27 protein-coding genes are annotated in these 25,347 nt (G+C 64.1%); 9 read left to right on the forward strand and 18 right to left on the reverse strand.

The window, feature by feature from the left end; genetic code table 11:
* Nucleotides 1-108: 108 nt before the first annotated feature.
* From ASD80_RS02325 to ASD80_RS02340, 4 genes are all read right to left on the reverse strand, one after another.
* Nucleotides 109-1,392, reverse strand: coding sequence for an HlyD family type I secretion periplasmic adaptor subunit (locus ASD80_RS02325; RefSeq protein WP_056228405.1), 1,284 nt, complete (start codon nt 1,390-1,392; stop codon nt 109-111).
* Between the two features lie 71 nt (nt 1,393-1,463).
* On the reverse strand, nt 1,464-3,212 hold the full coding sequence (locus ASD80_RS02330) for a type I secretion system permease/ATPase (RefSeq protein ID WP_162247300.1): 1,749 nt from the start codon (nt 3,210-3,212) through the stop codon (nt 1,464-1,466).
* A 259-nt stretch (nt 3,213-3,471) separates the two neighbouring features.
* Nucleotides 3,472-3,678: a hypothetical protein gene (locus ASD80_RS18900; protein ID WP_056228411.1), complete on the reverse strand. Its 207-nt coding sequence runs from the start codon at nt 3,676-3,678 to the stop codon at nt 3,472-3,474.
* Nucleotides 3,679-3,779: 101 nt separating this feature from the next.
* Entirely contained in the window at nt 3,780-5,174 is a 1,395-nt protein-coding gene (locus ASD80_RS02340; protein WP_056228414.1) for an L-serine ammonia-lyase, read from the reverse strand.
* A 124-nt stretch (nt 5,175-5,298) separates the two neighbouring features.
* Here ASD80_RS02340 and ASD80_RS02345 point away from each other — a divergent pair, with 124 nt between their 5' ends.
* The gene (locus ASD80_RS02345; protein WP_056228418.1) at nt 5,299-5,916 is read left to right on the forward strand and encodes an alpha/beta hydrolase; all 618 of its coding nucleotides are present in this window, start codon (nt 5,299-5,301) and stop codon (nt 5,914-5,916) included.
* A gap of 3 nt (nt 5,917-5,919) precedes the next feature.
* Here ASD80_RS02345 and ASD80_RS02350 read toward each other — a convergent pair whose 3' ends face one another.
* Nucleotides 5,920-6,366 (reverse strand): hypothetical protein, encoded by a 447-nt coding sequence (locus ASD80_RS02350; RefSeq protein WP_056228421.1) that lies wholly within the window; start codon nt 6,364-6,366, stop codon nt 5,920-5,922.
* A 136-nt stretch (nt 6,367-6,502) separates the two neighbouring features.
* Here ASD80_RS02350 and ASD80_RS02355 point away from each other — a divergent pair, with 136 nt between their 5' ends.
* Together ASD80_RS02355 and ASD80_RS02360 are read left to right on the forward strand one after the other, a co-directional pair.
* A complete protein-coding gene (locus ASD80_RS02355; protein WP_244488916.1) occupies nt 6,503-8,275 on the forward strand; it encodes a GGDEF domain-containing protein in 1,773 nt (590 codons plus the stop codon).
* A gap of 59 nt (nt 8,276-8,334) precedes the next feature.
* The gene (locus ASD80_RS02360) at nt 8,335-9,384 is read left to right on the forward strand and encodes a DUF3298 domain-containing protein (RefSeq protein ID WP_056228424.1); all 1,050 of its coding nucleotides are present in this window, start codon (nt 8,335-8,337) and stop codon (nt 9,382-9,384) included.
* Here the strand turns inward: ASD80_RS02360 and ASD80_RS02365 are convergent, their stop codons facing one another.
* From ASD80_RS02365 to ASD80_RS02375, 3 genes are all read right to left on the reverse strand, one after another.
* The gene (locus ASD80_RS02365; protein WP_056228426.1) at nt 9,385-9,681 is read right to left on the reverse strand and encodes a GNAT family N-acetyltransferase; all 297 of its coding nucleotides are present in this window, start codon (nt 9,679-9,681) and stop codon (nt 9,385-9,387) included.
* A 40-nt stretch (nt 9,682-9,721) separates the two neighbouring features.
* Nucleotides 9,722-10,285, reverse strand: coding sequence for a tetratricopeptide repeat protein (locus tag ASD80_RS02370; protein WP_056228429.1), 564 nt, complete (start codon nt 10,283-10,285; stop codon nt 9,722-9,724).
* A gap of 62 nt (nt 10,286-10,347) precedes the next feature.
* The gene (locus ASD80_RS02375; protein WP_156460293.1) at nt 10,348-11,049 is read right to left on the reverse strand and encodes a DedA family protein; all 702 of its coding nucleotides are present in this window, start codon (nt 11,047-11,049) and stop codon (nt 10,348-10,350) included.
* A gap of 117 nt (nt 11,050-11,166) precedes the next feature.
* Here ASD80_RS02375 and ASD80_RS02380 point away from each other — a divergent pair, with 117 nt between their 5' ends.
* From ASD80_RS02380 to ASD80_RS02390, 3 genes are all read left to right on the forward strand, one after another.
* The gene (locus ASD80_RS02380; RefSeq protein WP_056228435.1) at nt 11,167-11,553 is read left to right on the forward strand and encodes a RidA family protein; all 387 of its coding nucleotides are present in this window, start codon (nt 11,167-11,169) and stop codon (nt 11,551-11,553) included.
* Nucleotides 11,554-11,969: 416 nt separating this feature from the next.
* Nucleotides 11,970-12,548, forward strand: a complete 579-nt coding sequence (locus tag ASD80_RS02385; protein WP_056228437.1) for a TetR/AcrR family transcriptional regulator — start codon at nt 11,970-11,972, stop codon at nt 12,546-12,548.
* Complete coding sequence (locus tag ASD80_RS02390; RefSeq protein WP_056228440.1) at nt 12,545-13,717, forward strand: FAD-dependent monooxygenase; 1,173 nt, start codon at nt 12,545-12,547, stop codon at nt 13,715-13,717. The genes ASD80_RS02385 and ASD80_RS02390 overlap by 4 nt, the downstream gene beginning before the upstream one ends.
* 180 nt (nt 13,718-13,897) lie before the next feature.
* Here the strand turns inward: ASD80_RS02390 and ASD80_RS02395 are convergent, their stop codons facing one another.
* From ASD80_RS02395 to ASD80_RS02405, 3 genes are all read right to left on the reverse strand, one after another.
* Entirely contained in the window at nt 13,898-14,749 is an 852-nt protein-coding gene (locus ASD80_RS02395; RefSeq protein WP_056228442.1) for a fumarylacetoacetate hydrolase family protein, read from the reverse strand.
* Between the two features lie 95 nt (nt 14,750-14,844).
* Nucleotides 14,845-15,276: an RbsD/FucU family protein gene (locus ASD80_RS02400; protein ID WP_056228445.1), complete on the reverse strand. Its 432-nt coding sequence runs from the start codon at nt 15,274-15,276 to the stop codon at nt 14,845-14,847.
* Between the two features lie 6 nt (nt 15,277-15,282).
* Nucleotides 15,283-16,032 (reverse strand): GntR family transcriptional regulator, encoded by a 750-nt coding sequence (locus ASD80_RS02405; RefSeq protein WP_056228448.1) that lies wholly within the window; start codon nt 16,030-16,032, stop codon nt 15,283-15,285.
* Between the two features lie 127 nt (nt 16,033-16,159).
* On the opposite strand from ASD80_RS02405, the gene ASD80_RS02410 reads away from it, so the two are divergent.
* Together ASD80_RS02410 and ASD80_RS02415 are read left to right on the forward strand one after the other, a co-directional pair.
* Complete coding sequence (locus ASD80_RS02410; RefSeq protein WP_413813356.1) at nt 16,160-17,710, forward strand: UxaA family hydrolase; 1,551 nt, start codon at nt 16,160-16,162, stop codon at nt 17,708-17,710.
* On the forward strand, nt 17,707-18,036 hold the full coding sequence (locus tag ASD80_RS02415) for a TfoX/Sxy family protein (protein ID WP_056228451.1): 330 nt from the start codon (nt 17,707-17,709) through the stop codon (nt 18,034-18,036). Before ASD80_RS02410 ends, ASD80_RS02415 begins: the two co-directional genes overlap by 4 nt.
* Before the next feature lie 132 nt (nt 18,037-18,168).
* On the opposite strand, the gene ASD80_RS02420 is transcribed toward ASD80_RS02415, so the two are convergent.
* Complete coding sequence (locus ASD80_RS02420; protein ID WP_244488917.1) at nt 18,169-18,792, reverse strand: class I SAM-dependent methyltransferase; 624 nt, start codon at nt 18,790-18,792, stop codon at nt 18,169-18,171.
* Entirely contained in the window at nt 18,789-19,703 is a 915-nt protein-coding gene (locus ASD80_RS02425) for an SMP-30/gluconolactonase/LRE family protein (RefSeq protein WP_056228456.1), read from the reverse strand. Before ASD80_RS02425 ends, ASD80_RS02420 begins: the two co-directional genes overlap by 4 nt.
* A 546-nt stretch (nt 19,704-20,249) precedes the next feature.
* On the opposite strand from ASD80_RS02425, the gene ASD80_RS02430 reads away from it, so the two are divergent.
* Nucleotides 20,250-21,428 (forward strand): alpha-hydroxy acid oxidase, encoded by a 1,179-nt coding sequence (locus ASD80_RS02430; RefSeq protein WP_056228458.1) that lies wholly within the window; start codon nt 20,250-20,252, stop codon nt 21,426-21,428.
* Here ASD80_RS02430 and ASD80_RS02435 read toward each other — a convergent pair.
* The 5 genes from ASD80_RS02435 to ASD80_RS02455 all read right to left on the reverse strand — a co-directional run bounded on the left by ASD80_RS02435 (nt 21,416) and on the right by ASD80_RS02455 (nt 25,253).
* A complete protein-coding gene (locus tag ASD80_RS02435) occupies nt 21,416-22,219 on the reverse strand; it encodes an anti-sigma factor family protein (protein ID WP_056228461.1) in 804 nt (267 codons plus the stop codon). The genes ASD80_RS02430 and ASD80_RS02435 overlap by 13 nt on opposite strands.
* Complete coding sequence (locus ASD80_RS02440; protein WP_056228464.1) at nt 22,216-22,722, reverse strand: sigma-70 family RNA polymerase sigma factor; 507 nt, start codon at nt 22,720-22,722, stop codon at nt 22,216-22,218. Before ASD80_RS02440 ends, ASD80_RS02435 begins: the two co-directional genes overlap by 4 nt.
* 15 nt (nt 22,723-22,737) lie before the next feature.
* A complete protein-coding gene (locus tag ASD80_RS02445) occupies nt 22,738-23,136 on the reverse strand; it encodes a hypothetical protein (RefSeq protein WP_056228467.1) in 399 nt (132 codons plus the stop codon).
* A 93-nt stretch (nt 23,137-23,229) separates the two neighbouring features.
* On the reverse strand, nt 23,230-23,874 hold the full coding sequence (locus ASD80_RS02450; protein WP_056228470.1) for a response regulator: 645 nt from the start codon (nt 23,872-23,874) through the stop codon (nt 23,230-23,232).
* Nucleotides 23,871-25,253 carry a cache domain-containing protein gene (locus tag ASD80_RS02455; protein ID WP_056228472.1) on the reverse strand — a complete coding sequence of 461 codons (1,383 nt, stop codon included), beginning with the start codon at nt 25,251-25,253 and terminating at the stop codon, nt 23,871-23,873. Before ASD80_RS02455 ends, ASD80_RS02450 begins: the two co-directional genes overlap by 4 nt.
* Nucleotides 25,254-25,347: the final 94 nt, after the last annotated feature.

Genomic DNA, 25,347 nt, shown 5'->3' on the forward strand with positions numbered 1-25,347 from the left:
CATAGTAAGGCAGTCGTAAATGGCTACGTTTACAAGTTGAGAGAATATGGTCAAGCCGTTTGGATGATTTGATGCGCCGTAGACACAGTGGAACGGCAGTCGAACGAGCTAGTCATAGATAAACGCGTTTCGAACGGCGCGAACCAGTGGTTCTGCCAGATACTGCAATAAAGTCCGCGCTCCGGTGATCACTGTGACATCCGCAGGCATTCCGGGGCTCATGAACATGCCTTGATGCCGCGCCACTTCGGAGGCAGGCACCCGCACGCGGATTTCGTAGTAGGATTGGCGCGTTGCCTCGTCCTGCGTGCTATCCGCCGCAATCTGGATCACTTCTCCGTTCAGGGGCAGCAGGTTGCGGGATGCGAAGGGGACAAGAGTGACATGGGCCGTGAGGCCGATCGTCACCAAATCCAGATCTTCCGGCCGAAGATGGGCCACCACGATCATGTCCTCTTCAATCGGCACGACATCCATTATCGGCTCGCCGGCGCGCACGACGCCACTGGTCGTCTGGTTACGCATGTTGAGCACGATGCCGTCGACTGGACTGGATATCTCGGTGCGCCGCAATACGTCGTTGCTCGAGGTCATATCACCGTCGATGACGGCAATGCGGTTATTGGTGTCGCTGGCTTCTGTTGCAATTTGTAGACGGAAAGCGCCTTGGTTCTGAAGCAGCGTCAGGTTGCTTTCTTCTATACTTTGGTTGGCCTGTGCGATCCGGGCCCTGTTGGCCGCGATCGCGGTCTGCAGTTGCACCAGGTCGCGCCGCAGCGCAGTCACCTGGGATCTGGCGATCAACTGCTGTTCGAGCAGATTGCGCGTATCAAGCAGTTGCTGCTCCACCAGTTCTTCCTGACGGGCGAGGCCGGCGTTCTGGGCCGTCAGGCCGTTGATTTCGCTTTGTAATTGCTCGACCTGGCGGGCAGAAATTTCGATCATTTGCCGCTGAGCTTCGCGTTCGGTGGCGAATTGCCGCTGCTGGTTGCCGATGAACGACAATAGGTCCGGGTCGGTGATGCCATCCACTTGCGGCGGCAGCGTCATGGCCTCCAACTCGGCTGCTTCCGCATCCAGTCGGGCGCGTACGACAAGCAGGCGAAGCCATTGCTGGCGGCTCGAGGAGAAGTTTGCTTCTGCCCGCGTGGATTCGAGGGTTATGAGCGGGTCACCTGCCCTGACGTGCTGGCCCTCGCGCACATGGATAACGCGGATAATGCCACCTTCGAGGTGCTGAATGATTTTGCGCCCGGAATCGGGGCTTACGATGCCGGGGGCAATGGCACCGCTCGACAGCGGCGCCATTGCTGCCCAACCGCCGAAAATGCCAAAAAAAAGCGCGACGATGATCAGGCCGGCAATGAGTGGGCCACGCATGATCTTGAGCATCGAGGGATGCCCGGGACTGCGGCGGCTGATAGGGGCGGGCCGAAAGAGCGGGTGGGCCGACGAAGTATCGCTCACGGTGCCTTACCTGATGCAACCTGGACCTCGTTAGTTGGAACCAGGACCGGCTTGGCGTTAGTTGGTGGCTGCGTGCCTATGGCGCGCAGTACATCGTCGCGGTCACCAAATTTTTCCAGGACTCCGTCCCGCAATATTCCCAGTTTATCGATCGGCTGTAGCAGCGTGGAGCGATGGCTGACCACGATTACTGCCGTGCCGGCGCGTTTGGCCGTCTGGATAGCATCGATCAGCGCTCGTTCGCCATCCTGATCCAGGTTCGAATTGGGCTCGTCGAGCACCAGCAGGCTGGGCGAACCATAGAGAGCCCTCGCCAGGCCGATCCGCTGGCGCTGACCGCCACTTAGAAACATGCCCCGGTTGCCCAGTTCGGTCTCGTAACCTTGTTCCAGGCGCAGGACCATCTCGTGGCAGCCCGCCGCTCGCGCCGCTGCCACCACCGCTGCGTCGTCCGCCGCACCGAGGCGCGCGATATTGTCCCTGACGGTTCCAGCGAACAATTCCACGTTTTGCGGGAGATAACCCACTGTGGACTTCACATCGCCGGGGTTCAAGCCCGCCAGATCGGCGCCATCGAGCCGAACGTTGCCCGAGGTGGGCGACACCGCGCCGACAATCAGGCGGCAAAGCGTGCTTTTGCCAGATGCCGACGGGCCGACCAGTGCCAGCGCGTTGCCTGGCTCGACGGCGAATGAGACGTTGCGCAGGATCAGCTTCTCCGCGTTCGGCTGTTTGTAGAACAGGCTTTCCACGGCGAGACGGCCCCGCAGGTTGGGCAACGAAATACGGTCGTCGTGATAGGGGACGCTGTTGAGAAAGCCACGGATGCGGCCGTACGATTCACGGGCCGAAACGAATTGCCGCCAGGATCCAATGGTCTGTTCGATCGGCGCCAGGGCGCGGCCCAGCAGAATGGATGAGGCGATCATGCCACCTGGTGACATCTGTGCCCTGATGACGAGGAAGGCGCCCAGGCCAAGCGCGGCGCTTTGTACTATTACGCGAACGGCCTTGGAAATGCCGGACATGATCGAGCCGATATCGCCGGCCTTCGTGCTAGCCACGCCCAGGCCATCGACATAGGTGCGGTAGCGCGCCGAGATGGCGTCTTGCATGCCCATGGCGTGAATGACCTCGGCGTTTTGGATCGCGACCCCCGCGAATTCGCTGGCCGCGGCCTGTTGAGTCGAAGCCATTTGCAAATATCTGCGGCTCAACCGATCATTGGCTAGCGCCAAAAAAAACAGCAAGGCCGCCGATGCCACGCCGAGAATGCCGAACCAGGGATGCAGCAGGGACATAATGAGGATGAAGAACGGCACCCAAGGCGCATCGACAAAGGGCAGGATACCGGGGCTGCCCAGGTAATTGCGCGTGATGCCAAGATCGTCGATCAGGCGTCGAGACACCGTTCCGTCCTGACGCGACTGCGCGATGGCGTTCGCGAGCACCTGGTCGCGTAAGCTCAGATCAAGGTAGGTACCCAGACGCGTCAGCAGATAACCGCGTACGGCGTCGAGTGCGCCGAAGGCGGCCAGAGCAACAAGCGCGATCAGACTGAGGAAAATCAGCGTCTCGGTCTGGTTGCTGGTCAAGACCCGATCATAGACCTGCATCATATAGAGCGGGGAGGTGAGCACCAATATATTAACGAGGAAGCTGAAGAACAGGATAGGGATAAATGCCACGGAGATGTTGGACGACACTCCAAGTTCCGCCCAGATCGATCGCGTCGGCTTTTTCATCCCTGGTCCAAGTATTATTGTGTCGATCTGTGATCCGAACATTATCATGTGGTCGGGCCGGCCCACAAGTCTGCCCCGGTGGCGATATGCTCGATGGCATCGCAGGCAGCGAACGGCGCCAAGGCTGTCGCAGCGGTGTATCCTTGAGGGAAAGTATTCGTTGTTGATCGGTTCCGGGCGCCATCGGCCGCCGGCAGGATAATCCGCCAGCGCAGATTGCATTGGTTCGAGGCATCCTGGCATGCGTTCTAGCGGCTGGTCACCCCGGCGAACCCAGCAGGACGTTTCGGATCGCCTCTCGTTCCGCCGTCGTGTAGTCCCCCGCCAGTTTTCGTTTGATGCTGGCGACATCCGCGCGCATCATTTCGGTCCTGGGGAAGTGATCGCCCTCATGCACCCGCAGCCAAAGCTCGCAGGCGCGCTTCAGAAACTCTTCCTCGCCAGTAGTAGTTAGCAACAAGCCCATGGCAGTTCTCCCGCTGCCAATGATGTCAGAGACAAAACGGGGAATCTATACTGCGCGGCTCTGTCTTTCTGGTCATGGCGGAACGATCGCTGCCGCCGTCCTCAACACGCCACCACATTCACCGCCAGTCCTGCCAAACTCGTTTCCTTGTACCGCTCGCTCATGTCCAGTCCTGTCTGGCGCATGGTTTCGATGCAGGCGTCGAGGGGGACGGCGTGGGTGCCGTCGCCCTTGAGGGCGAGGGACGCGGCGGTGACGGCTTTGACGGCGCCGAAGGCGTTGCGTTCGATGCAGGGGATCTGGACCAGGCCCGCGACGGGGTCGCAGGTCATGCCGAGATGGTGTTCGAGGGCGATTTCGGCGGCGTTTTCCACCTGGGCGGGGGTGCCGCCCATGATGGCGCAGAGGCCGGCGGCGGCCATGGCCGAGGCGGAGCCGACTTCGCCCTGGCAGCCCACTTCGGCGCCCGAAATGGAAGCATTGTGCTTGATGATGCCGCCCACGGCGGCGGCCGTCAGCAGGTAATCACGCACCGCCTGCGGGCCGGTGGCGGCATTGAACTTGAGGAAATATTTCATCACCGCGGGAATGACCCCGGCGGCGCCATTGGTCGGCGCGGTGACCACGCGCCCGCCGGCGGCGTTCTCCTCGTTGACGGCCATGGCGTAGAGGCTCAGCCAGTCATTGGCCATCAGCGGGGTCAGCTCGTTGCGCTGCCATTGCGCGTCGAGTTGGTTGAAGATGCCCCGCGCCCGGCGCCTGACGTTGAGCCCGCCGGGCATGATGCCGTCCCGGCTGATGCCACGGGTGATGCAGGCGCTCATCACGCTCCAGATTTCATCGATGCCGCGGTCGAGCGCGGTGCGGCTGCGGCTGGCCTCCTCGTTGGCGCGTTTCATGGCGGCGATGGATAGTCCGGACGAAGCGGCCATGGCCAGCATGTCCCCGGCATGGGCGAAGGGATAGGGCACATCGGCCTGGCGTGGCGAGGCATCCTTGATGGCGTCCAGTTCCTCGGCGCTGACCACGAAGCCGCCGCCGATGGAATAATAGGCCCGGCGCAGCAGCAACTGGCCATCGGTGTCATAGGCGGCAAATTGTAACCCGTTGGGATGGCCGGGCAGGGCATTGCGCTTGTCGAAGACCAGATCGACCGCCGGGCGGAAGCGATAGGCCGGATGGCCCTGCGGATGCACCATGCCGGCGGCTTCGACGCCGGCGACGATGGAATCCATGGTGTCCGGATCGACGGTCCTGGGGTCTTCACCACAAAGCCCCAGGATAACGGCACGGCCGCTGCCATGGCCGATGCCGGTAAAGGCCAGCGAGCCGTGCAGGCTCGCCGTCAGCGCCGCCGGGCGGGCATTGGCGGCTCGCGGCCAGGGATTGTTCCTGAGCTCATCGAGAAAGCGCCCGGCAGCGGTCATCGGCCCCATCGTGTGGGAGCTGGATGGTCCGATGCCGATCTTGAACACATCGAAAATCGAAAGAAACATGCGAGCCATTGTGCATGAACCCCCATTGTTCCGCAAACGGCAACAGTGCGTGACGCCGGCGCCGGTTGTGCCGGGCGGGCTGGTAGCCGATATCTCGGTCAATACGACTTGCAGGAGATCGGACATGGCCGATTATCACTATCGCCAGACCAAGGGCGCCGCCGAGCAGGCGCCGCTGTTTGTGGTGTTCCACGGCACCGGAGGCGACGAGAACCAGTTCTTCGACGTAGCGGGCGAATTGCTGGCGGGCGCGCGCGTCGTCGCGCCGCGCGGCGATGTCAGCGAAGGCGGTGCGCTGCGCTATTTCCGGCGTAGCGGCGAAGGCGTCTACGACATGGATGACTTGGCGCTGCGCATCACGGCGATGACGGCGTTCGTCGAAGCGCGCAAGGCCGAGGGCAAGCCGCGGCAGGTGGTGGGGCTGGGCTATTCCAACGGCGCCAATATTCTTGCTGCCGTGCAGTTCGCGGCGCCGGGCCTGTTCGATGCCACGGTGCTGATGCACCCGCTGATCCCGTTCATGCCGCCCGATGCCGATTTCGCAGGCAAGCGTGTGCTGATCACCGCCGGCCGGCACGATCCGATGGCGCCGGCTGCGGTGACGCAGGGTTTGAGCGACTATTTCGCCGGCCACGGCGCCCAGACGGCGTTGTTCTGGCACCAGGGCGGCCATGAATTGCGGCCCGAGGAGCTGCGCGAGGCGCAGGGCTTCCTCGGCCCATTGGCCACCATCCGGGCCTGAGGGCTAGACGAGGCCGTGGTCCTTCATCGCCTGCTCCTCGTCGGGCGTGACATAGCCGAACACTTTGGGCGTGCCGCCGGCAATGGTGACGAAGTAGAAATTGGTGAAGGTCACGTGGCCGCTCTGGCCGGCCTTGTTGGTATAGGCGAAGTCCCAGTCCACATCGGCCACGGCATGGCAGTGGTCGAGTTCGATGACCTTGAGCCCCTTGACCGTCATATGCTTGCCGCCGACCTGGCGATAGCGCGCAAAGCCCTGCGGAATCATCGAGCGGAACCGGTCGTCGTTGGCGCCGCCGATGACGCCGCGGGGACTCGATTCGACGAAGAAGGGGGCAAAGGCGCTGACGACGCCGTCGATATCCTCCTTGGGCGGGTTCTGCAGGGCGTCGTCGCTGCGCTTGGCATAGGCGTCGAACAGGGCCCGGACCTGGGTTTCGAGCTTGGTCATTGCGGTCTCCTCTCGGGGACAGAACGTGCAGACCCGCCCGCGGGTTCACGTCTCGCGCGCATCAGCACTTTATTAACGAACTCTAGAGGGGTAGCGGCTAACAGTGTCGGAGCGGTCTCCCCAAGGACTGATCCTGATGCAGACGAGGCGCCAAATCAGCGGGCTTCGAGACACCATTGCCAGCAGCCTGCGCATTCGCGTGCTGATCCTGGTGCTGCTCGGCTTTGCCGCGGTGGCGGCGCCGGCCTATCTGGCCTTCAACTGGATCGTTGCGTCCACCGTCGTCCAGCTCGGCACCCTGTTTGCCGAAAAGCAGATTCTCTATGATCGCTATCGCGGCCTCGAAGCGCTGATGCGCGAGGTGTCGCTGGCCGAGACGCTGGCGGGCAGCCAGTCGATCCGCGACTGGGCCAATGACGAGACCAACCCGGAACTGAGGCGGCGCGGCATCGCCGAGCTTGAGCATTTCCGCCAGTCCTTCGCCGATCACAGCTATTTCTTCACCATCGGGGAATCGGGCAACTACTATTTCAACGACGCCGCCAATTCCTATGCCGGCGATCAGTACCGCTACACGGTCAGCCCCGACAATCCGCGCGACGCCTGGTATTATTCCACCGTGGCGCTAGGCGAAGGCTGCCACCTCAATGTCGATAATGACGCCAATCTGGGTGTCACCAAGGTCTGGATGAACTGCGTCATCCGCGAGGGGCGGCGGGTGCTGGGCATATTGGGTACCGGCATCGACCTCACCAGTTTCATCCAGGAAGTGGTCAATGTCCCCCAGGTCGGGGTGACCTCGATGTTCGTCGACCGGCTGGGCGCGGTGCAGGCGCATCGCGATCAGGATATGGTCGACCTGCGCAGCCTCACCGCTGAAATGAGCGCCAAACGCACGGTGTTCTCGCTGGTCGACAGGCCGGAAGACCGCGCGGCCCTGCAGGGGCTGATGGATCGGGTGGCGGCGGGCGATGCGGTGGCGCAATCGCGCTTCATGACCGTGGGTGGCAAGGAGATGCTGGTCGGCGTCGGCTATCTCGACAAGCTCGGCTGGTTCAATGTCACGCTGATGGATATCGACGCCATCATCGACAAGCGGCTCTTCCTGCCCATCGGCCTGTTGCTGGCCGGTGTGATGGGGCTGGTGACCGCCATCATGGTGCTGGTGTTCAAGCGGGCGGTGCTGGACCGGCTCAAGCGGCTCGAACTGGTGGTCCACAGCGCGCGGCGGGGCGACTATGGTCCGGCCCTGTCGATGGCCGATGACCGGCAGGACGAGGTGGGGCGGCTTTCGGCGGCCTTCACCGAAATGGCGGTGGCCGTCACCGACAATACGCGGCTGCTCGAAGCGCGGGTGCGCGCGCGCACCGAGGCGCTCGAAACGCTGGCGTCCCGCGATGCGCAGACCGGCATCGCCAACCGGCGCGGTTTCGTCGCCGCCTTTGCCGAGGCCGCCACTGAGCGCCGGCGGCACGGCCTGGTGCTGGTCGATATCGACCATTTCAAGTCGATCAACGACAAGTCCGGCCATGCCGCCGGCGATGCCGTGATTGTCGAGGTTTCCCGCCGCATCGTCGAATGCGTGGGCGACGAAAATGTCTGCGCCCGCTGGGGCGGCGACGAATATATCGTGCTGCTGCATGACAGTGCGCCGCATCTGTTGCGGGCCAGCGCCTTCGGGATGATGGCGGCCATCAGCGACCGTCCCATCATGCTGCCCAACGGACAATCGGCACTGGTGACCGTCAGCGTCGGCGCCTGCCTGGTCGAGCCGGGCGACAGTATCGAGACCGTCACCGAAATGGCCGACGCGGCGCTCTACATGGCCAAGGGCGAGGGGCGCAATCGTGTGGTCATCTTCGATCCGCCCGACGCGGCCGAGCCGCCGAGGGCTGCCGGGCAGAGCTGACGATTGACGCGGCGGCGGGCGCCTGCCAGCGTCGAGCCAGCTCCAACCGAGGTTTAGCCATGTTCCTGCCCCGCATCCTCATTCCCGCAGCCCTGCTGGCGCTCCTCTCCATGCCGGCTGCCGCGGCCAGCTTCGATTGCGCCAAGGCGAGCACGCCGTTCGAGCATGCCATTTGCGACATGCCCGAGCTGTCGGCGGCCGACGACCGGCTCGCCAAGTCCTTCGCCACCGCGACCGGCGGGCTGACCAAGGAATCGGTGGTGCTGATGCGCGCGGACCAGCGCAACTGGCTCGACTTCGCCCAGCGCGCCTGCACCGACGACGCGCAGCCGATGACCAGCGGCCGCTATGCCGAGGCCGGCGGCTCCTGCCTGGTCGCGACCTTCAACACCCGCAGCGCGGCGCTGGAACAGAGCCGCATGATCGACGGGCACCGCTTCTTCATCAAGGCCGTCTATGGTGCTCGGCCGGACCCCAATGAGGCGGACAATCCCGATTCATACTGGAAGGTGGCGAGCCACGAGCTGGTCATGCCGCAGCTCGATGCCGACGATCCGCTGGCCGAAGCCTTCAATCGCTACGTGGTGGAGATGGCTGCCAACCAGTCCGACATCCTGTCGCTGGCCGGCGGTGGCGATATCGGCGATCTCGATCCGTCGTCCGATACCAGCGTCAAGCTCGCGGTCAAGGAACTGGGCGGCAGCAACCGCATCACCATGGAGGTGAGCACCTACTGGTATGGCCACGGCGCGGCGCATGGCAATTGGAGCGTCAGCTACCTGCACTATCTGGCCGATCAGGATCGGGGCCTGGTCGCTTCCGATATCTTTGCCGGCGACGACTGGGCCGGCACGCTGGTCGATGCCGCCTGGGCGGAGCTGCAGGCCGAGCATGGGGAATGGCTGCAGGTGGAAACGGCGGACGACATTGCCGAAATCGTGGTCGAGCCCGACCGCTGGGATCTGTCGAACGACCATGGGCTCGTCATCCAGTTCGAGCCCTATGAGGTTTCGGCCTATGCCTATGGCGCGCCGACCATCACCATTGACTGGGACAAGCTCGACGCCATCAAGGCCGAAACGCAGGATGAGGTCCGCTACGGCTGGTGATCAGGCGCGCAGGTCGGCCCATTCGGGGTGACGACGGAACTGGGCGACCACATAGGAGCAGACCGGCACGATCTTGAATCCCTGTTCGCGCGCATCGGCAATGGCCTTGTTGACCAGCTTGCTGGCGATGCCGCGCCCCTCATATTCGGGGGGGACCCCGGTATGGTCGATGGTGATGGTGCCGTCGGGGCTCTTGCTGAAGGTCATTTCCGCCTCGAAGCCTGGCGCAAGACGGATGAGATAGCGGCCGCGCGTCGGGCCATCCTCGCGGGTGACGGTGAGTTCGGTATCGGTCATGGTGGTTCCAATGTGGCGATTGCCGCAGCCGCCTGCAAGGCTAGATCGGCAGGGCGTTCAGTTCCGGAAAGAGCGCCTTTTCGGCGAGAAACGGGTGGATGGCCAGCGCCGCGGTGATCGCTTCGAGTGCCAGGTCCCGCTGGTCGAGCTGGAGATAGATGACGGCCTTGCCGGCGAGGGCGCCGAAATGGCGCGGCTCCAGTTCCAGCGTCCTGGCGATATCGGCGAGCGAGCGCTCATAGTCGCCGAGCGCGAAATACATCGTCGCCCGCTGGTTCCAGGCTTCGGCATAGTTGGGATGGTTGGTCAGGATATGGTCCAGCAGCGCGATGACGTCGGCGGGGCCGCGGCGCTGCCGCATCTCCAGCACGTCGATCATGCTGGTATAGAGGATGAAATCGTCCGGATGGGTCCACGCGTCCCAGATCTTGTTGGCTATGCGCTGCGCTGCAGCGGCATCGGGCGCCGTGCGCAGCTCGGCAAACAACGCATCGAGCGTGCTCTCCCGTTCGGTCTGGGCTGCGGCGGGCAGCACCAGGGCAAAGGCAGTGAGCGGCCCGGCAAGGGCCATGACGAACCGGAAACGGGCAATCCAGCGGCGCATGCCAGCCAGATTGGACCTCTTTGTCTCGCCCTGCAAGGCAGCTTTTCGTGATCGGCGGCGGATCAGTGCATGGGTTCCTGGGCGCCCCATCGAGCCTGGATGGACCGCCCGAACCCGCCCAGCCACGGCGCGAAGAACAGCAGGATGCGGCGGTGGTAATGCACCAGCATGAACAGCGCCGCCAGGATGATGGTGCCGACGACGATGACCAGTTCCAGCGACAGGCCGATGGATTTCAGCCAGGCGGTCAGCAGCATGCCGGGCAGGATATGTGCGGCGGCCCAGACGAAGGCCGAGGTGACGTTGATGATGGTGAAGTGGCCGTATTTCATGCCCATGATGCCGGCGACGCCGGGGATAACCGCCTTCACGCCCGGAATGAAGCGGCCGATGAATACCGCCTTGCCGCCATGGCGGGCGAAGAATACCTCGCCGCGGGCGATCAGCGGCTTGTGGTTCCGGAACGGCCACATCTCCTTGATCGAATCCTTGAGGAAATGGCCGATCGTGTAGGAGATGGCGTCGCCGATGATGGCGCCGATCACCGCGGCGAAATAGACCTCCCAGAAGGGCAGGCGGCCTTCGGCGATGATGCCGCCAGCCATCAGCAAGACCGGAGTCGATGGCACAAAGAGCCCCAGGATGAACACCGCCTCGCCGATGGCCACGGCGAAGATGAACCAGAAGGTCAGCCAGAAATTTCCTGAAATGGCGTCGAGAAAGCTTTCGAGATAGGCGGAAACGGTGTGGAAGATGTCGAACATGAGGCTGATGGTCCCGCTGCGCCAGGGAACGGTGCGCAACGCCCACCGGAGATTGACTTATCGCCGCCATGGGGGCGACGCTCAAGCTCTATCACGCCGGAGTGTCATATGAGTGAAATGATCCACCACCTGGTTTCGACCGGCCCGCAGCCGGTCGCGCCGTTTTCCCACGCCGTCGAGGCCGATGGCTTCGTGTTCGTCACCGGCCAGATGCCGACCGATCCGGCCGCGCCCGATGCGCCCTTGCCTGACGGCATCGCGGCGCAGACCCGGCGGGTGATCGACAATCTCAGGATCGTGCTCGGCGGCATCGGGCTCGGCCTTGAGCATGTCACCATGGCCCGCATCTATCTGACGCAGTTCGAGCGCGACTATGCCGCCCTCAATGCGCTGTGGCCGGATTTTTTCGCGCCGGGCAAGCTGCCGGCCCGGACCACGGTCGGGGTCACCGCATTGGCGGTCGGCGCGCTGGTGGAAATCGACCTGGTGGCAAGACGGCCCTGAACGTGACCCCCTGTTCACTTTGCTGCCTCCCGAACGAAGGTTCCCGCTTTCGCGGAATGACCCGTAGGTAAATCGGCCAATTGATCCTCGCTCCAACCCCCATGCCCCCCGTCGGTGGGACTCTTCGCTTTGGTTCATGGGATTCGCTTACGCGATGTCATCCCGGCGAAGGCCGGGATCCATCCTGAGGCCTATCCGCGCCTGGGAAGACGCTGAGCAATCTCAGGATAGATTCCGGCCTTCGCCGGAATGACACCGTTGATTGAAGCCAGGCGCCAGCCACAAGTGCGGCCGGCCCTGGACCCATACGCCTGCCTCACCGTCCCCAACCCCTCAGCCCCACCCCTTCAAAAAATTCCCCATCCAAGGTTGCTGACCGATCGGTTGGTCAGTATATTGCCTCTATGGAGAGAGCGATGCCCAAAGCAGGAAAGCGGGACGAGATCGTTGCGGCGGCGGTGCGCCTGTTGGCGCGGGAGGGCGCGGCCGGGTTGACGGCGGCGAGCCTGGCGCGCGAAGCGGGGGTCAGCAAGGCCAATGTGTTTCATCATTTCGAGACGCTCAACGCCGTCGTGATGGCGGCGTTCGAGGCCTTTCTGCTCGGCATGGACGGCATGCGGCCCCAGCCGGGGACGCCCTTGCGCGTATGGCTGCTGGCCTTGGGCGCCGAGACGGCGGCGCAGATGGACGACGATCCGGCTCTCTCGGGCGCCTATATTGCCTTTGTGGCCCGTGCGCAGGCCGATCCCGACCTGCGGCGCCGGCTGGCGCAACTGGCGCGCATGGCCGAGGAGAATTTTCTCGCGGCGCTCGAATTGCTGGCGCCAACACGCTTTTCCCTCGTCGAACGGCAAAGGCTCGCGGCGCTCATCCTGATCGCCGGCGATGGGCTTGCCATGCACCGGCAGCTCTTTCCGGAACGGCGCGACAGCCAGTTGGCGGCATGGAGCGCCTTTGTCGACACCATCGCACCAGAAGAAAGCGGAAAACCATGAAAGCCATCATTTCCGGCGCCGGCATTGCCGGTCTTTCGACCGCCGTCGCCCTGGGCCAGGCCGGCTGGACCGTGACCCTGCTCGAAAAGGCGCCCAGCCTTCGGGCCGGCGGCTATATGCTGGATTTCTTCGGGCCGGGCTATGAGGCGGCCGAAGACCTGGGGGTCATTGCTGCCCTCAAGGCGCATGCGCGCGGCGTCGACAAGGTCGATTTCGTCAACAATACGGGCCGCATCGGTTCGCAGATGGATTATGAGCAGATCGGCGCGGCGGCCGGCGGCAAGCTGTTTCCCATCCTGCGCGGCGATATCGAGCAGGTGCTGCATGATGCCCTGCCGGACAGTGCCGCCGTTCGATATGCGAGCGAGATCGCGGTCCTCGACCAGGGCGAAAACGGCGTTGCCGTCACCCTGGCCGATGGTGGCAGTCTCGAAGCCGACCTGCTGGTCGGCGCCGATGGCATTCATTCGGCGGTGCGCCATCTGGCCTTCGGGCCGGAAGAGCGCTTCCTGCGCTATCTGGGTTTTCACACAGCCGCCTATTTCTTCGACAGCCCCAGCGTGGCCGACATGCTGGCAGGCGACTTCAAGATGATGGCGATCAAGGACCGCATGGCAGGCCTTTACGAGATCGATCCCGGCCGCATCATGGCCTTCTTCGTCATCCGCGACGCGAGCCACGAACGCCCGCGCGATCCCCTGCCAAGGCTCAAGGCCGCCTTTGGCGATCTCGGCTGGGTGCTGCCCGAAACGCTGGCGGCCGCTCCGGGCCCCGAGGATATCTACTATGACGTGGTGGCGCAGGTGGAGCTGCCGCATTGGCGGAGCCAGCGCACCATTTTGGTGGGCGATGCCGCCTATGCGGTGTCGCTGATGGCCGGGCAGGGCGCATCACTGGCGCTGGCCGGCGGGCGGGCGCTCGGCCAGGTGCTCGACGGCGCCACTGATATCGAGGCGGCGCTGGCGCGGTTTGAACAGCGTCTGCGGCCGCTGGTGCTGGAAAAGCAGCGCGCCGGGCGGCGCATGGCCAAATGGTTCGTGCCCGCCACGCCATTCCATGCGGCCATCCGCGACACCGCCGTCAACATCATGACCTGGCCACCGCTATCGGGCCTGCTGAACCGGTTCTTCTCGTTCAGCTCCAAGGGCTTTTCGCTGGCTTCGCGCTGAGCGTGGACTTCTTTCTCCCTTCTCCCCTTGAGGGAGAAGGGAGAAAGAAGGGCGGATGAGGGGTTCTGCGCTATCCGTCTGCAGTGAAGCATTGGATGACGCAGAACCCCTCACCCTGACGTTCCCGCTGAACGCGTCAGGTCGTTCCTCTCCCTCAAGGGGAGAGGGGAAGTGGCGCGTTCAGGCGCCATACGCCTTCACATTCTGCGTCTGCTCGCCCATGCCTTCGATGCCCAGGCGCATCACGTTGCCATGCTTGAGCCAGACCGGCTCGGGCTTGATGCCCATGCCGACACCCGGCGGGGTACCGGTGGAAATGATGTCGCCCGGCTGCAGGCTCATGAACTGGCTGACATAGCTCACCACATGGGCCACGCCGAAGATCATGGTTTTGGTGGAACCGTCCTGGTAGCGCTTGCCATCGACGTCCAGCCACATCTTGAGGTTCTGCGGGTCGGCCACTTCGTCCTTGGTCACCAGCCAGGGGCCGATGGGGCCGAAAGTGTCGCTGCCCTTGCCCTTGTCCCAGGTGCCGCCGCGCTCGGTCTGGAAATGGCGCTCGGAGACGTCGTTGACCACGCAATAGCCGGCGACGTGGTCCATGGCGTCGGCCTCGTCGACATAACGGGCCTCCTTGCCGATGATGACGCCCAGCTCGACTTCCCAGTCCGGCTTGATGGAATTCTTCGGGATGATCACATCGTCATTGGGGCCGATAATGGCGCTGGTGGCCTTCATGAAGATGATCGGTTCTTCGGGGATCTTGGCGCCGGTTTCGGCGGCGTGGTCGGCATAGTTGAGGCCGATGCAGATGAACTTGCCGACATTGGCCACGCAGGGGCCAATGCGCTGGCCTTCATCCAGCCTGGGCAGCACGCCGATATCGGTGGCGCGGATTTTCGCCAGCCCTTCGGGAGTCAGCGTCTGGCTGCCGATATCGCCGACAATACCGGAAAGGTCGCGAATGGTGCCGTCCTCGGCCAGGATGGCGGGCTTTTCTGCGCCCTTGGCGCCAATGCGGAGCAGTTTCATGGGTCGGTCTTCCCTGTTGGCTTTGGATAAGGCCATAGAGCTAACATGTTAGTCTGTCGAGGGCGACATTGGTCCAATCGGTTCGCCCGGCGGATTTATGCGGGTCGGATGACGCCCTTCTTGAGCAGGATATTGCCATAGAGCCGGCGCTCGCCGGTCTGCACGATGGCATAGCCAGTCTTGACCCGCTCGTAGAAGGCGAAGCGCTCCAGCGAAGCGAGACCGATCCCCGGTTCGCGCCGCTTCACGATGGCTTCGAATTCGTCCATCACCGGCTCGCGCCTGTTCGCATCGCCCACCACCTGCATGCAGAAGGCAGCGTCGTCGACGAAATCGTCGAGGGGCATCAGCGTCAGGATGGCGTCGAGCGCGTCGGTGGCGCTGACCCCGTCGAGCCGCACCAGGGCCGGGCCGGCCGCATCGGCGGGGTAGTTGGCGTCGACAATGGCGATTTCGTCGCCATGACCCATGGCCCGCAAAATGCCGAGCAGGTCGGGGCCGAGAATGGGCGGGATATTCTTGAGCATCGGTTCCTATCCAAACGGGAAAAAGTCGCTATCCGTGCCCAGCGTCGCGCCATCGGCAAACAGGTCCGGGTGTTCGCGGGCAAAGGCGAAGAGTTCCACCATCACCGCGTCGATATGGGCGCGGATGGCGCGGGCGGCCTGATCCTGGTCCTGGGCCAGGATGCCGTCGAAAATCGCCTGGTGCTCGGCAATGGTCAGCGCCAGCCGGCGCGGCGTGATGATCAGTCGGCGGGCGCGATCGAGATTGGCGCGTGCCGAATCGATGATGGTCTTGACCTTGGTCAGCCGCATCGAGCGGTAGATGATGTCATGGAATTCGACGTCGATCTGGTGGAAGGTCTCGGCGTCATCGCGCTCCGCCGCCTCGCGCTGGGTGGCGATATTGGCATGCAGCGCCTCGATCAGGCTGGCATCGTGGCTGCCGATCAGCACGCGCAGGGCCTCCGATTCGAGCCCCTTGCGGATCAGCATGTATTCGCGGACATCGGCCAGCTTTACCAGCGACACGGTCGAGCCGCGCTGCGGGGCGATATCCACCAGGCCCTCGATCTGCAGCCGCGCCAGCGCCTCGCTCACTGGAAAGCGCGAAACGCCCAGTTCGGCGCAGATCAGCGACTTGTCGATCATGCTGCCCGGCGGCAAAGCCAGCGTGACAATGGCATTGCGGATAGCGTTGGTCACTTCGGCCGTCACATTGCCCCGCGCCAGCGCGGCGGGCCGTGTCAGAAATGAGTAGCGACTTGTATGGTTGTTCATGCTAACATGTTAGTTAGTGAAGAGGTGCTTTACAACGCCCGTCGCTGCCATTGCGGGCGCAATCTGGCGGCAAACGGCTCCGGCGTAAAGCGCAGTTGAGACCCGAGCCGCGAAAGTTCCCCACCCCATGTCCGAAACCATGACCCGCCCCCAGGGCCGCACCCTGTTGCTGAATGCCGCCGACAATATCGGGGTGGCGCTGGCCAATCTCGATATTGGCACCGAAACGCCGCAGGGTGTGACCATTGTCCGCCGCGTGCCGCGCGGCCACAAATTCGCGGTCAAGCCGATCCGCGCCGGCGAGGCGGTGATCAAGTTCGGGCAAATCATCGGCTTCGCCAAGGAGGCCATTCCGGCCGGTGACTGGGTGCATGAGCACAATTGCGGCATGGGCGGCGCCGATGGCAGCCTGACCCATGACTATGCCTTTGCCGAGGGCGCCATCGCCCCCGACATGGTGCCGGTCAACCAGCGCGCCACTTTCGAGGGCTATCGCCGCGCCAATGGCAAGGTGGGCACCCGCAACTATATCGGCATCCTGACCTCGGTGAACTGCTCGGCCACTGTCGCCAAGTTCATGGCCGAGGAAATCAACCGCTCCGGCATCCTGGCCGACTATCCCGATATCGACGGCGTCATCCCCTTCGTGCATGGCACCGGCTGCGCCATGGACCTGTCGGGCGAGGGTTACCAGATTTTCCGCCGCACCCAGTGGGGCTATACCGCCAACCCCAATCTGGGCGCTGCCCTCCTCGTGGGCCTCGGCTGCGAGGCCTTCCAGATCGGCAAGATGAAGGAAAGCTACGGGCTCACCGAAACCGACACGTTCCAGACCATGACCATCCAGGAGATCGGCGGCACCAGAAAGATGATCGACTGGGGTGTCGAGCGCATCAAGGAAATGCTGCCGGTCGCCGCCCGCGCCCGCCGCGAAACGGTCGATGCCTCCGAATTGACGCTGGCGCTGCAATGCGGCGGCTCGGACGGCTATTCTGGCATCACCGCCAATCCGGCGCTCGGCGTCGCCGCCGATATCCTGGTCCGCCAGGGCGGCACCGCCATCCTCTCGGAAACCCCCGAGATTTATGGCGCCGAACACCTGCTCACCCGCCGCGCCGTATCGCGCGAAGTGGGCGAAAAGCTCATCAGCCGCATCAAGTGGTGGGAGGATTACACCCAGCGCAATCGCGGCGAGATGAACAACAATCCCTCCCCCGGCAACAAGCTGGGCGGGCTCACCACCATCCTTGAAAAGTCGCTCGGCGCCGCGGCCAAGGGCGGCACGACGCCGCTGACAGCGGTCTATGAATATGCCGAGCCGGTGACCGAAAAGGGCTTCGTCTTCATGGATACGCCGGGCTTCGATCCGGTCTCGGCCACCGGACAGGTGGCGGGCGGCGCCAATATCCTGGCCTTCACTACCGGCCGCGGCTCGGCCTATGGCTGCAAGCCGGTGCCGTCGATCAAGCTCGCCACCAATTCGGACATGTATGCCCGCATGACCGAGGATATGGATATCAATTGCGGCGATATCGTCGAGGGCGTGTCCATCGAGGCCAAGGGCCAGGAAATCTTCGACCTGCTGCTGCGCATCGCCTCGGGCACCCGCACCAAGTCCGAAAGCCTGGGCTATGGCGACAATGAATTCGTGCCGTGGCAGGTCGGGGCGGTGATGTGAGCAGCCAGCAGAAGACCGTCGACTACATCGCCGAGCAGAGCGCCGGCGCCGGGATCATCACGACCAAGAAGATGTTCGGCGAATACGGCATGTATTGCGACGGCAAGGTGCTGGCCTTCATCTGCGACGACCAGCTTTTCATCAAGCCCACCGAGGCCGGCCGCACCTATCTCGGGGAGGTGGTAGAGGCACCGGCCTATCCGGGTTCGAAGCTGTATTTCCTCATCGACGGCGATCGCTGGGACGATGCGGACTGGCTGGCCGGGCTGGTGAAGGTGACGGCGGATGCGCTGCCGGCGCCGAAGCCGAAGAAGGCGAAGGGCTGACGCCGCCGTCTCTCCCACCCACCATCGCTTCCCCCGAACTTGATCCGGGGGTCTCTCGCCGCCTGCGCTGTGTTGAGAGCGACCCGCGGATCAAGTCCGCGGGAGGCGCCGGTGAGTGGGCCAGGTCCCGGCTTACCGCAACCGATAAACCGACCCCACCCGCTCGGCCAGGTCCCGGGCATCGCCCACGTCGCCCACCGCATAGGACGCGACCCGCTCCAGCCGTTCCACCGGCAAATCCCGTCGCTCCGGGTCACCGACCAGCACCGCGATCCCGGCCGCCAGACAGCGCTGTAGAAACGGCAGCATCAGCTTCCCAACCTCGGGATTGTAGAACACATCCCCCGCCGCGATGAGATCGAATCCCTCAGGCGCGTTGCCGGCAATATCCACCTTCACCAGTGGCAGCATCACCCCATTGGCTTCCGCGTTCAGCGCAATGGTCGCCCGTCCATTCGGGTCGATCTCCGCCGCGCTTGCCGTGGCGCCGGCTTTGGCCGCGGCAATGCCCACAAGCCCCGAGCCCGCGCCCAGGTCGAGCACGCGCCGGCCCGCCACCACGTCCGGATGCGCCGCGAAATGCTGCGCCAGCGCCAGCCCACCGGCCCATTGCCAGGCCCAATAGGGCGCGGCATCGTCCGGCGTTGCCAGCCGCGACAGCCGGCTGCCGGGATGGGCGGTATAGAGCCGAATGCCAGGCAGTGACGGCACCGGTTCGAGTCGCAGATTGGCGCGGATGAAGTCGGCCGGGCTCAAGGTGTCTGCAAGCCGGTGGCGCCGACATAGATGGCCATCACATATTGGCTGGCCGTGATGAAGAGCCGGTTCCGCCTGTGCCCGCCGAACACGACATTGCTGGTTTTGGCGCCGGTCCTGATCCGCCCCAGCAGGGCTCCATCAGGGTTATAGACATTCACGCCCAGCCCGGCGCTGGTCCACACATTGCCCTCGGTATCGAGCCGGAAGCCATCGGGCAGGCCGGAGTCGATATCGGCGAAGACCTGGGGATTGGTCAGCCTCGCGCCATCGACATTGAACTGGCGGATATGCGCCGGCCAGTCCGGGTCATGGCTCTGGCCGGTATCGGAGACATAGAGCACCGATTCATCGGGCGAGAAGGCGAGGCCATTGGGCTTGGCAAAATCGTCGGCCACCACGGTCAGCGATCCATCGGCCGGATCGAAGCGATAGACAAAGCAGCCATCCTGCTCCTGGTCCGACTTGTAGCCCTCATAGTCGGAAAGGATGCCGTAGCTGGGGTCGGTGAACCAGATCGTGCCATCCGACTTCACCACGACATCATTGGGGGAATTGAGCCTTTTGCCCTGGTGGCGGTCGACCAGCGTCGTCACCGTGCCGTCCCACTCCGTGCGCAATACGGCGCGGGCGCCATGCGAGCAGGAGACCAGCCGCCCCTGCCGATCGCGGGTATTGCCGTTGACGTAGTTGGATGGCGTGCGGAAGCTGGTGACGCCGAGCTCGGGCACCCATTTGAGCATGCGATTATTGGGAATGTCGCTCCAGACCAGATAATTGCCATCGCCGAACCACACCGGCCCCTCGGCCCAGCGGCAGCCGTCATAGAGCACTTCGAGCGCGGCTATGCCGATGGTGAGATCGTAGAATTTCCTGTCGATGAATTCGAGTGCGTCGCCACCAATGGCCATGATGCGTCTCCCGGTCGGCGGCATTTGAAGGGAAGGCAAGAGGGGATGCAAGGGGCCGCGGGTATCCCGCCCTTCGCACAATACCCCATCCACGGTTGCTTTCGCTGGGACACCATGGTTGGGCAGCATCTACCCAACCCCCACCGGCGCCTCCCGCGGACTTGATCCGCGGGTCGCTCCCAACACGGCACAAGCGGCGAGAGACCCCCGGATCAAGTTCGGGGGAAGCGATGGTGGCTGGAAGGACAAGGTACCCCACTTATCCATCTTATCCCCCTCGCCAAAACCGCGCGTATCATCCTCCCATCTTCCGGGATACGGGCGGCGCTGCAGCGACGGGCGTCCGGAGGCCAGCCGGGGGAGTGGAGGTCGCGCTCCGCTCCGGGTCGAGCGGACGAGGTCCGTCTCATTACTAAATTTACCAGAGGCGAAGGCCGTCTCGGGATCCGCTCGTCTATCGACAACCGCGTTACAGGCGGGGTCTCCACACGTCGCATTGACGACTAACATGTTAGTTGCTAGGGCAGGGCGACACCGGAGCTCGACATGGCCGCACTCGACAAGATTCTCACCGTCGACGAGATGAAGCAGAAGGCGCGCCGCAGCGTGCCCAAGATGTTCTTCGAATACGCCGATAGCGGCAGCTATACCGAAGGCACCTATCGCGACAACGAGAGCGACTTCAACAGGATCAAGCTCCGGCAGAAGGTCGCGGTCAATCTCGAGGGGCGCAACCTGTCGACCGAGATGCTGGGCAAGGCCGTCACCATGCCGGTGGCCATCGCCCCGGCGGCGACCGGCGGCATGCAGATCGCCGATGGCGAGATCAAGGCGGCCAAGGCGGCCGAAGCCTACGGCATCCCGTTCACGCTTTCGACCATGGCCGTCTGTTCCATCGAGGACATTGCCGAAAACACCAGCGCGCCGTTCTGGTTCCAGCTCTATGTCATGCGCGACCGCGGCTTCATCGAGCGGCTGATCGACCGGGCCAAGGCGGCGGAATGCTCGGCTTTGGTGCTGACCATGGACCTGCAGATCCTGGGCCAGCGCCACAAGGACATCCATAACGGCCTCTCCACTCCGCCCAAATTCACGCCCTATTCCATCTGGCAGATGATGCAGCACCCGATCTGGTGCGCGCGCATGCTGGGCACCAGGCGCCACACCTTCCGCAACATTGTCGGCCATGTCGATGGCGACCATGACCTGGCCTCGCTCTCGGCCTGGACGGCGTCGCAGTTCGATCCCACGCTCAACTGGGCCGATATCGCCTGGGTCAAGCAGCGCTTCGGAGGCCCGGTCATCGTCAAGGGCGTGCTCGATCCCGACGATGCGCAAGCGGCGCTCGACCATGGCGCCGACGCCATCATCGTTTCCAATCATGGCGGCCGTCAGCTCGATGGGGCGCCCTCCACCATCCGGGTGCTACCCGAAATCATCGAGCGCGTCGGCCACAAGACCGAGGTCTATCTCGATAGCGGCATCCGCTCGGGGCAGGACGTGCTCAAGGCCATGGCCTACGGCGCCAAGGGCACCTTCATCGGCCGGCCAATGCTCTATGGGCTCGGGGCCGGCGGCGAGGCCGGCGTGACCCGCGTGCTCGACATCATCGCCAAGGAACTCGACACCACCATGGCCCTGTGCGGCGAGCGCGACATTCTCAATGTCGGCCTGCACAATATCTACTCCAACGACATTCCGCCCCGGAATGCCTATCCTCGATAGGGCCGGCCCGCGCCCACATCGCCCTCGGTCAATTGCGAATAGACCGAGCCGGCCACCGCTTTCATCTGTTCCTCGGGCAGGGTGCCGACGACGGTGCAGGTGATGCGGGCATTGGCCCAGTAGAAGGCCTCGGCACCGTCGTAGCTAGCAAACTGGTAGGCCGGCGTCCCATCGGGCAGGGCGGCGGTGACATAGATGGTCACCCGGTCGCTGGCGGCATTTTCATACATCAGTTGCGCGGCACGACCACCGGCACCAGGCTCGCCCGGCAGCAGCCGCCCGCCGACCAGGGTAAAGCCCTGGGCGACAAGGTCGGGCATGCCCAGGCGGGTATCGAGCCGATTGGAAAGCCAGGTGCTGAGATGCTCACTGTCGTCGCCGCCCACTTCGACGGCGTGGCGGTTTTCGGCGACATAGACGGCATGGGCATTGACCGCGTCGGCGATCAGCATGGCGCTGGCCGGTTGCGCCTCGATCAACGGCCGGGCGAGCCAGCCGGCGCCGAGGCCGAGGCCGACCAGCACGACCGCAGCCGCAGCCCGGCCCCAGGACCGGATGCGGCGACGGCCGATCTCGGCGGCAAGGCGGCGCGGCTTGAGGCGTACCGGCACGGTCTCGGCACCCGCGGGGCCGAACAGCGTCCTGATGGCGTCGGTCTGGCGCAGCAGCAGGGCGACCTCGGCGGCAGCGTCGGGATTGGCGGAAAGATAGGTTTCGACGGCGATGCGCTCTGTCTCGGGCAATTGCCCGTCGGCATAGGCCGTCAACTGGTCGCGGGTGATCTGCGTCATTTGACGGTCCTCAGATGCGGCTCGACCGGCGTGCCGGTGAGCACCCGCAAGGCGGCGCGGGCCCGGCCCAGCCGGCTCATCAGCGTTCCCAGCGGAATGCCAATTATCCCCGCTGCCTCGGCATAGGGTATACCTTCCAGGGTGACCAGCAGCAGTGCTTCCTTTTGCTCGGGAGGGAGGGTTTCTATGGCGCGGGCCAGTTCGGCCAGCGCCACATGGCCTGGCTGGCTCGCCGGGGTTGAGGGTTCGGGAATCGACGCGATGTCCACGGCCTCGCCCCTTCTGTGTGATGTGCGCCGGGCGTTGCGATGCAGGTTGAGGAGGATGGTGAATAGCCAGGCGCGAACCGGTCCGGTGGGCCGGAACAGGCCGCGCCTGGAAATAGCGCGTTCGAGACAGTCCTGCACGAGATCGTCAGCCAGGTCGGCATTGCGTGTCAGCGCCCTGGCGTAGCGCCGTAGCGCTGGCACGCAGGCTTCGAGCTGGTCGAGAAAATCGTGCAAGGACCGATCCCGATACTATTCGATGGCAAGATGCCAGACGCCGCCGACGCCGTCGCCGGAAATGTCGCCGGCAGCGACGTCTTCGTACCAGTAGTAGAGCGGCCAGCCCTTATAGGCCCACATGGTCGAGCCATCGTCGCGGGTGACCACGGTGAAGTCGCCCTCGGCAGCGACGGCGGCATCGGCCGCCAGCGGGGGCCACTTCACGGCGCAGTCGCCGTTGCAGACGCTCTTGCCGTCGCCGTTGGTGTCCTTGTCGAACGTATAGAGCGACATGCCGTTGGCGTCGGTCAGCACCATCTTGCCGCCGATATCGGTGGATTTGACGGCGCCGCCCAGATAGTCGGCAGCGAAGGCGGGCACGGCAAGAAGCGCCACAGCGGCGGCGCCGAGAAGGATCGAACGGAACGTCATGGGATGTTTCCCTCCATGTTGCGGGACCGTCGCTGCGGTCCACATCAAGGGAACACCGGCAAGGGGGAAATAATCCCCGCGGAGGCAAAGAAATCAGTCGCCGGTCATCAGCCCGTGGTCGATGACGTAGCGGGTCAGGCCCGCCGTGGTGCCGATGCCGAGCTTTTTCTTGATATTCTTGCGGTGGGTCTCGACGGTTCGCACCGAAATATCGAGTTCGCCCGCCACGTCCTTGTTGGACCGCCCCTGGGCCAGCAGCAGCAATACGGCCTGTTCGCGCGTGGTGAGCGGTACGACGGCGCTCGGCTTCTGGCCCTTCTGCAGGATGGCCTCGGTGACGCCCGAGGAGAAATAGGAGCCATTGGCGGCTACCGCCTCAATGGCCGAGATGATCTCGGCGGGTGGCACGTCCTTGAGGATGTAGCCCGCCGCGCCATACAGCACCGCCGTCGAGATATATTCGCGGCTGTCATGCATGGAGAGCATCAGCAGGCGCGCCCGCGGCAGCCGTTCGCGAAACAGTTCGATGGCGTCGAGCCCGCTGATCTCGGGCAGGTTGATATCCATCAGCACCACATCCGGATTTTCCGCTTCAGCCCGCGCCAGGGCGGCAAGGGCCGAGCGGGCGGTGCCGACCACCTGGATATGGTCGAAGGTTTCCACCACCGAGCGGATGCCTTCAAGCACCAGCGGGTGGTCGTCGCAGATCAGGACCCTGATGAGGGTGGGCGGGCTCATGCGGGAACCGGGTCGGGTTTCTGAGTGATGTATGTGGATTTGGGCAGATGGGCCCGAAGCGTCGTGCCCTTGGCCGTGGTGCGGACGTCCAGCGAGCCGCCGAAATATTCCATGCGCTCCTGCATGTTGCGCAGGCCGAGGCCTCGGCTGCCGCGACCGGCGGGCAGATTGGCGAAGCCCTGGCCGTCGTCGTCGATCAGCATTTGCGGGCCATTGCCGGCGCTGGTGATGACGACGCGGACGCGAGTGGCATTGGCATGCCGCTCGATATTGGTCAGCGCCTCCTGCGCCACCCGGTAGAGCGCCGTGCGCGCCTCGGGCAGGATCAGGTTCTTGAAGGCGACCGACTTGAGCTCGACCGCGAGGCCGGTGCGCTCGGCAAAGCTGTCGGTCAGCGCTTCGAGGGCTGCGGTGAGGCCAAGATCGTCCAGCACGCCCGGCCGCAGGTCATGGGAGATGCGGCGCACCTCCTTGATGGCATCGTTGATCCCCCTGGCGCCGCGCTCGATGACCTCGGCGGTGTCGGTGGCGCCCGAGCGCACCTTGGTCGCGGCCAGGTCGAGCATATAGCGGGCGCCGACCATGGTCTGGGAAATGCCGTCATGCAACTCACGGGCAATGCGGGCGCGTTCCTCTTCCTGCGTGTCGACGACGCGCTGGGCCAGTTCCTTGAGCCTGCTGTCGGCCAGCCGCCGCTCGCGCAGGGTGATGAGGAAGCTGGCGAGAAAGACCGCAAAGACAATGGGTACGGTGATGGCGGCCACGGTGATGAAGGTGGTGTTGATATGGCTGCGCAGGTCGGCCTCGGCGGCGGCGGTCTGGGCGAAGACGTCGTCGAGATAGACGCCGGTGCCCAGCATCCAGCGCCACTTGTCGAGCCCGACGGCCCAGCTCAGCTTGTCGGCAATCTCGCCCGTGGACGGCTTCTCCCACTTGTATTGATGCAGCCCGCCGCCTTCCTTGGCGCGCTCGATCAGGTTGTAGATGACGCGATCGCCGTCGGGATCGGTCATGTTCAGCCAGTTCTTGCCGTGGCGGAACGCCTGGCGCGGGTGGACGATGTTCACCCCGTCATAGTCATAGGCGAAGAAGTAGCCATCCGGGCCGTAGTCGAGTTCGGAGAGGATGGCCTGCACCTGGGCCTTCGCCGCCTCGTCGTCGGCATCGGCGGCCTGGTAGATGTCGGCAATGGCCGAAACGGCCATGTTGGTGAGGTTGAGGAGTTCATTCTCCTTGGCCCGGAGCAGGTTGCGCTCGAAGGTGGCGATGCTCGCCCGCGCCAGTTGGGTGGACTGGAAGGTCACCAGCGCCGTGATGGCAAGGACCGCCAGCACGAGCGGCAGCACGGACAGGGCCAGGATTTTCTGTCTGAGATTCATCGATGCGCGAGGCTCCTCCTGCCCGTTGACCGGCACTCTAGCACATGTCTGGAGGCGGTCGTTCTGCGTATTAGTGGGTAGGCCGGCACGCGGA

The sequence above is a fragment of the Devosia sp. Root635 genome (assembly GCF_001427605.1).
Classification (GTDB): domain Bacteria; phylum Pseudomonadota; class Alphaproteobacteria; order Rhizobiales; family Devosiaceae; genus Devosia.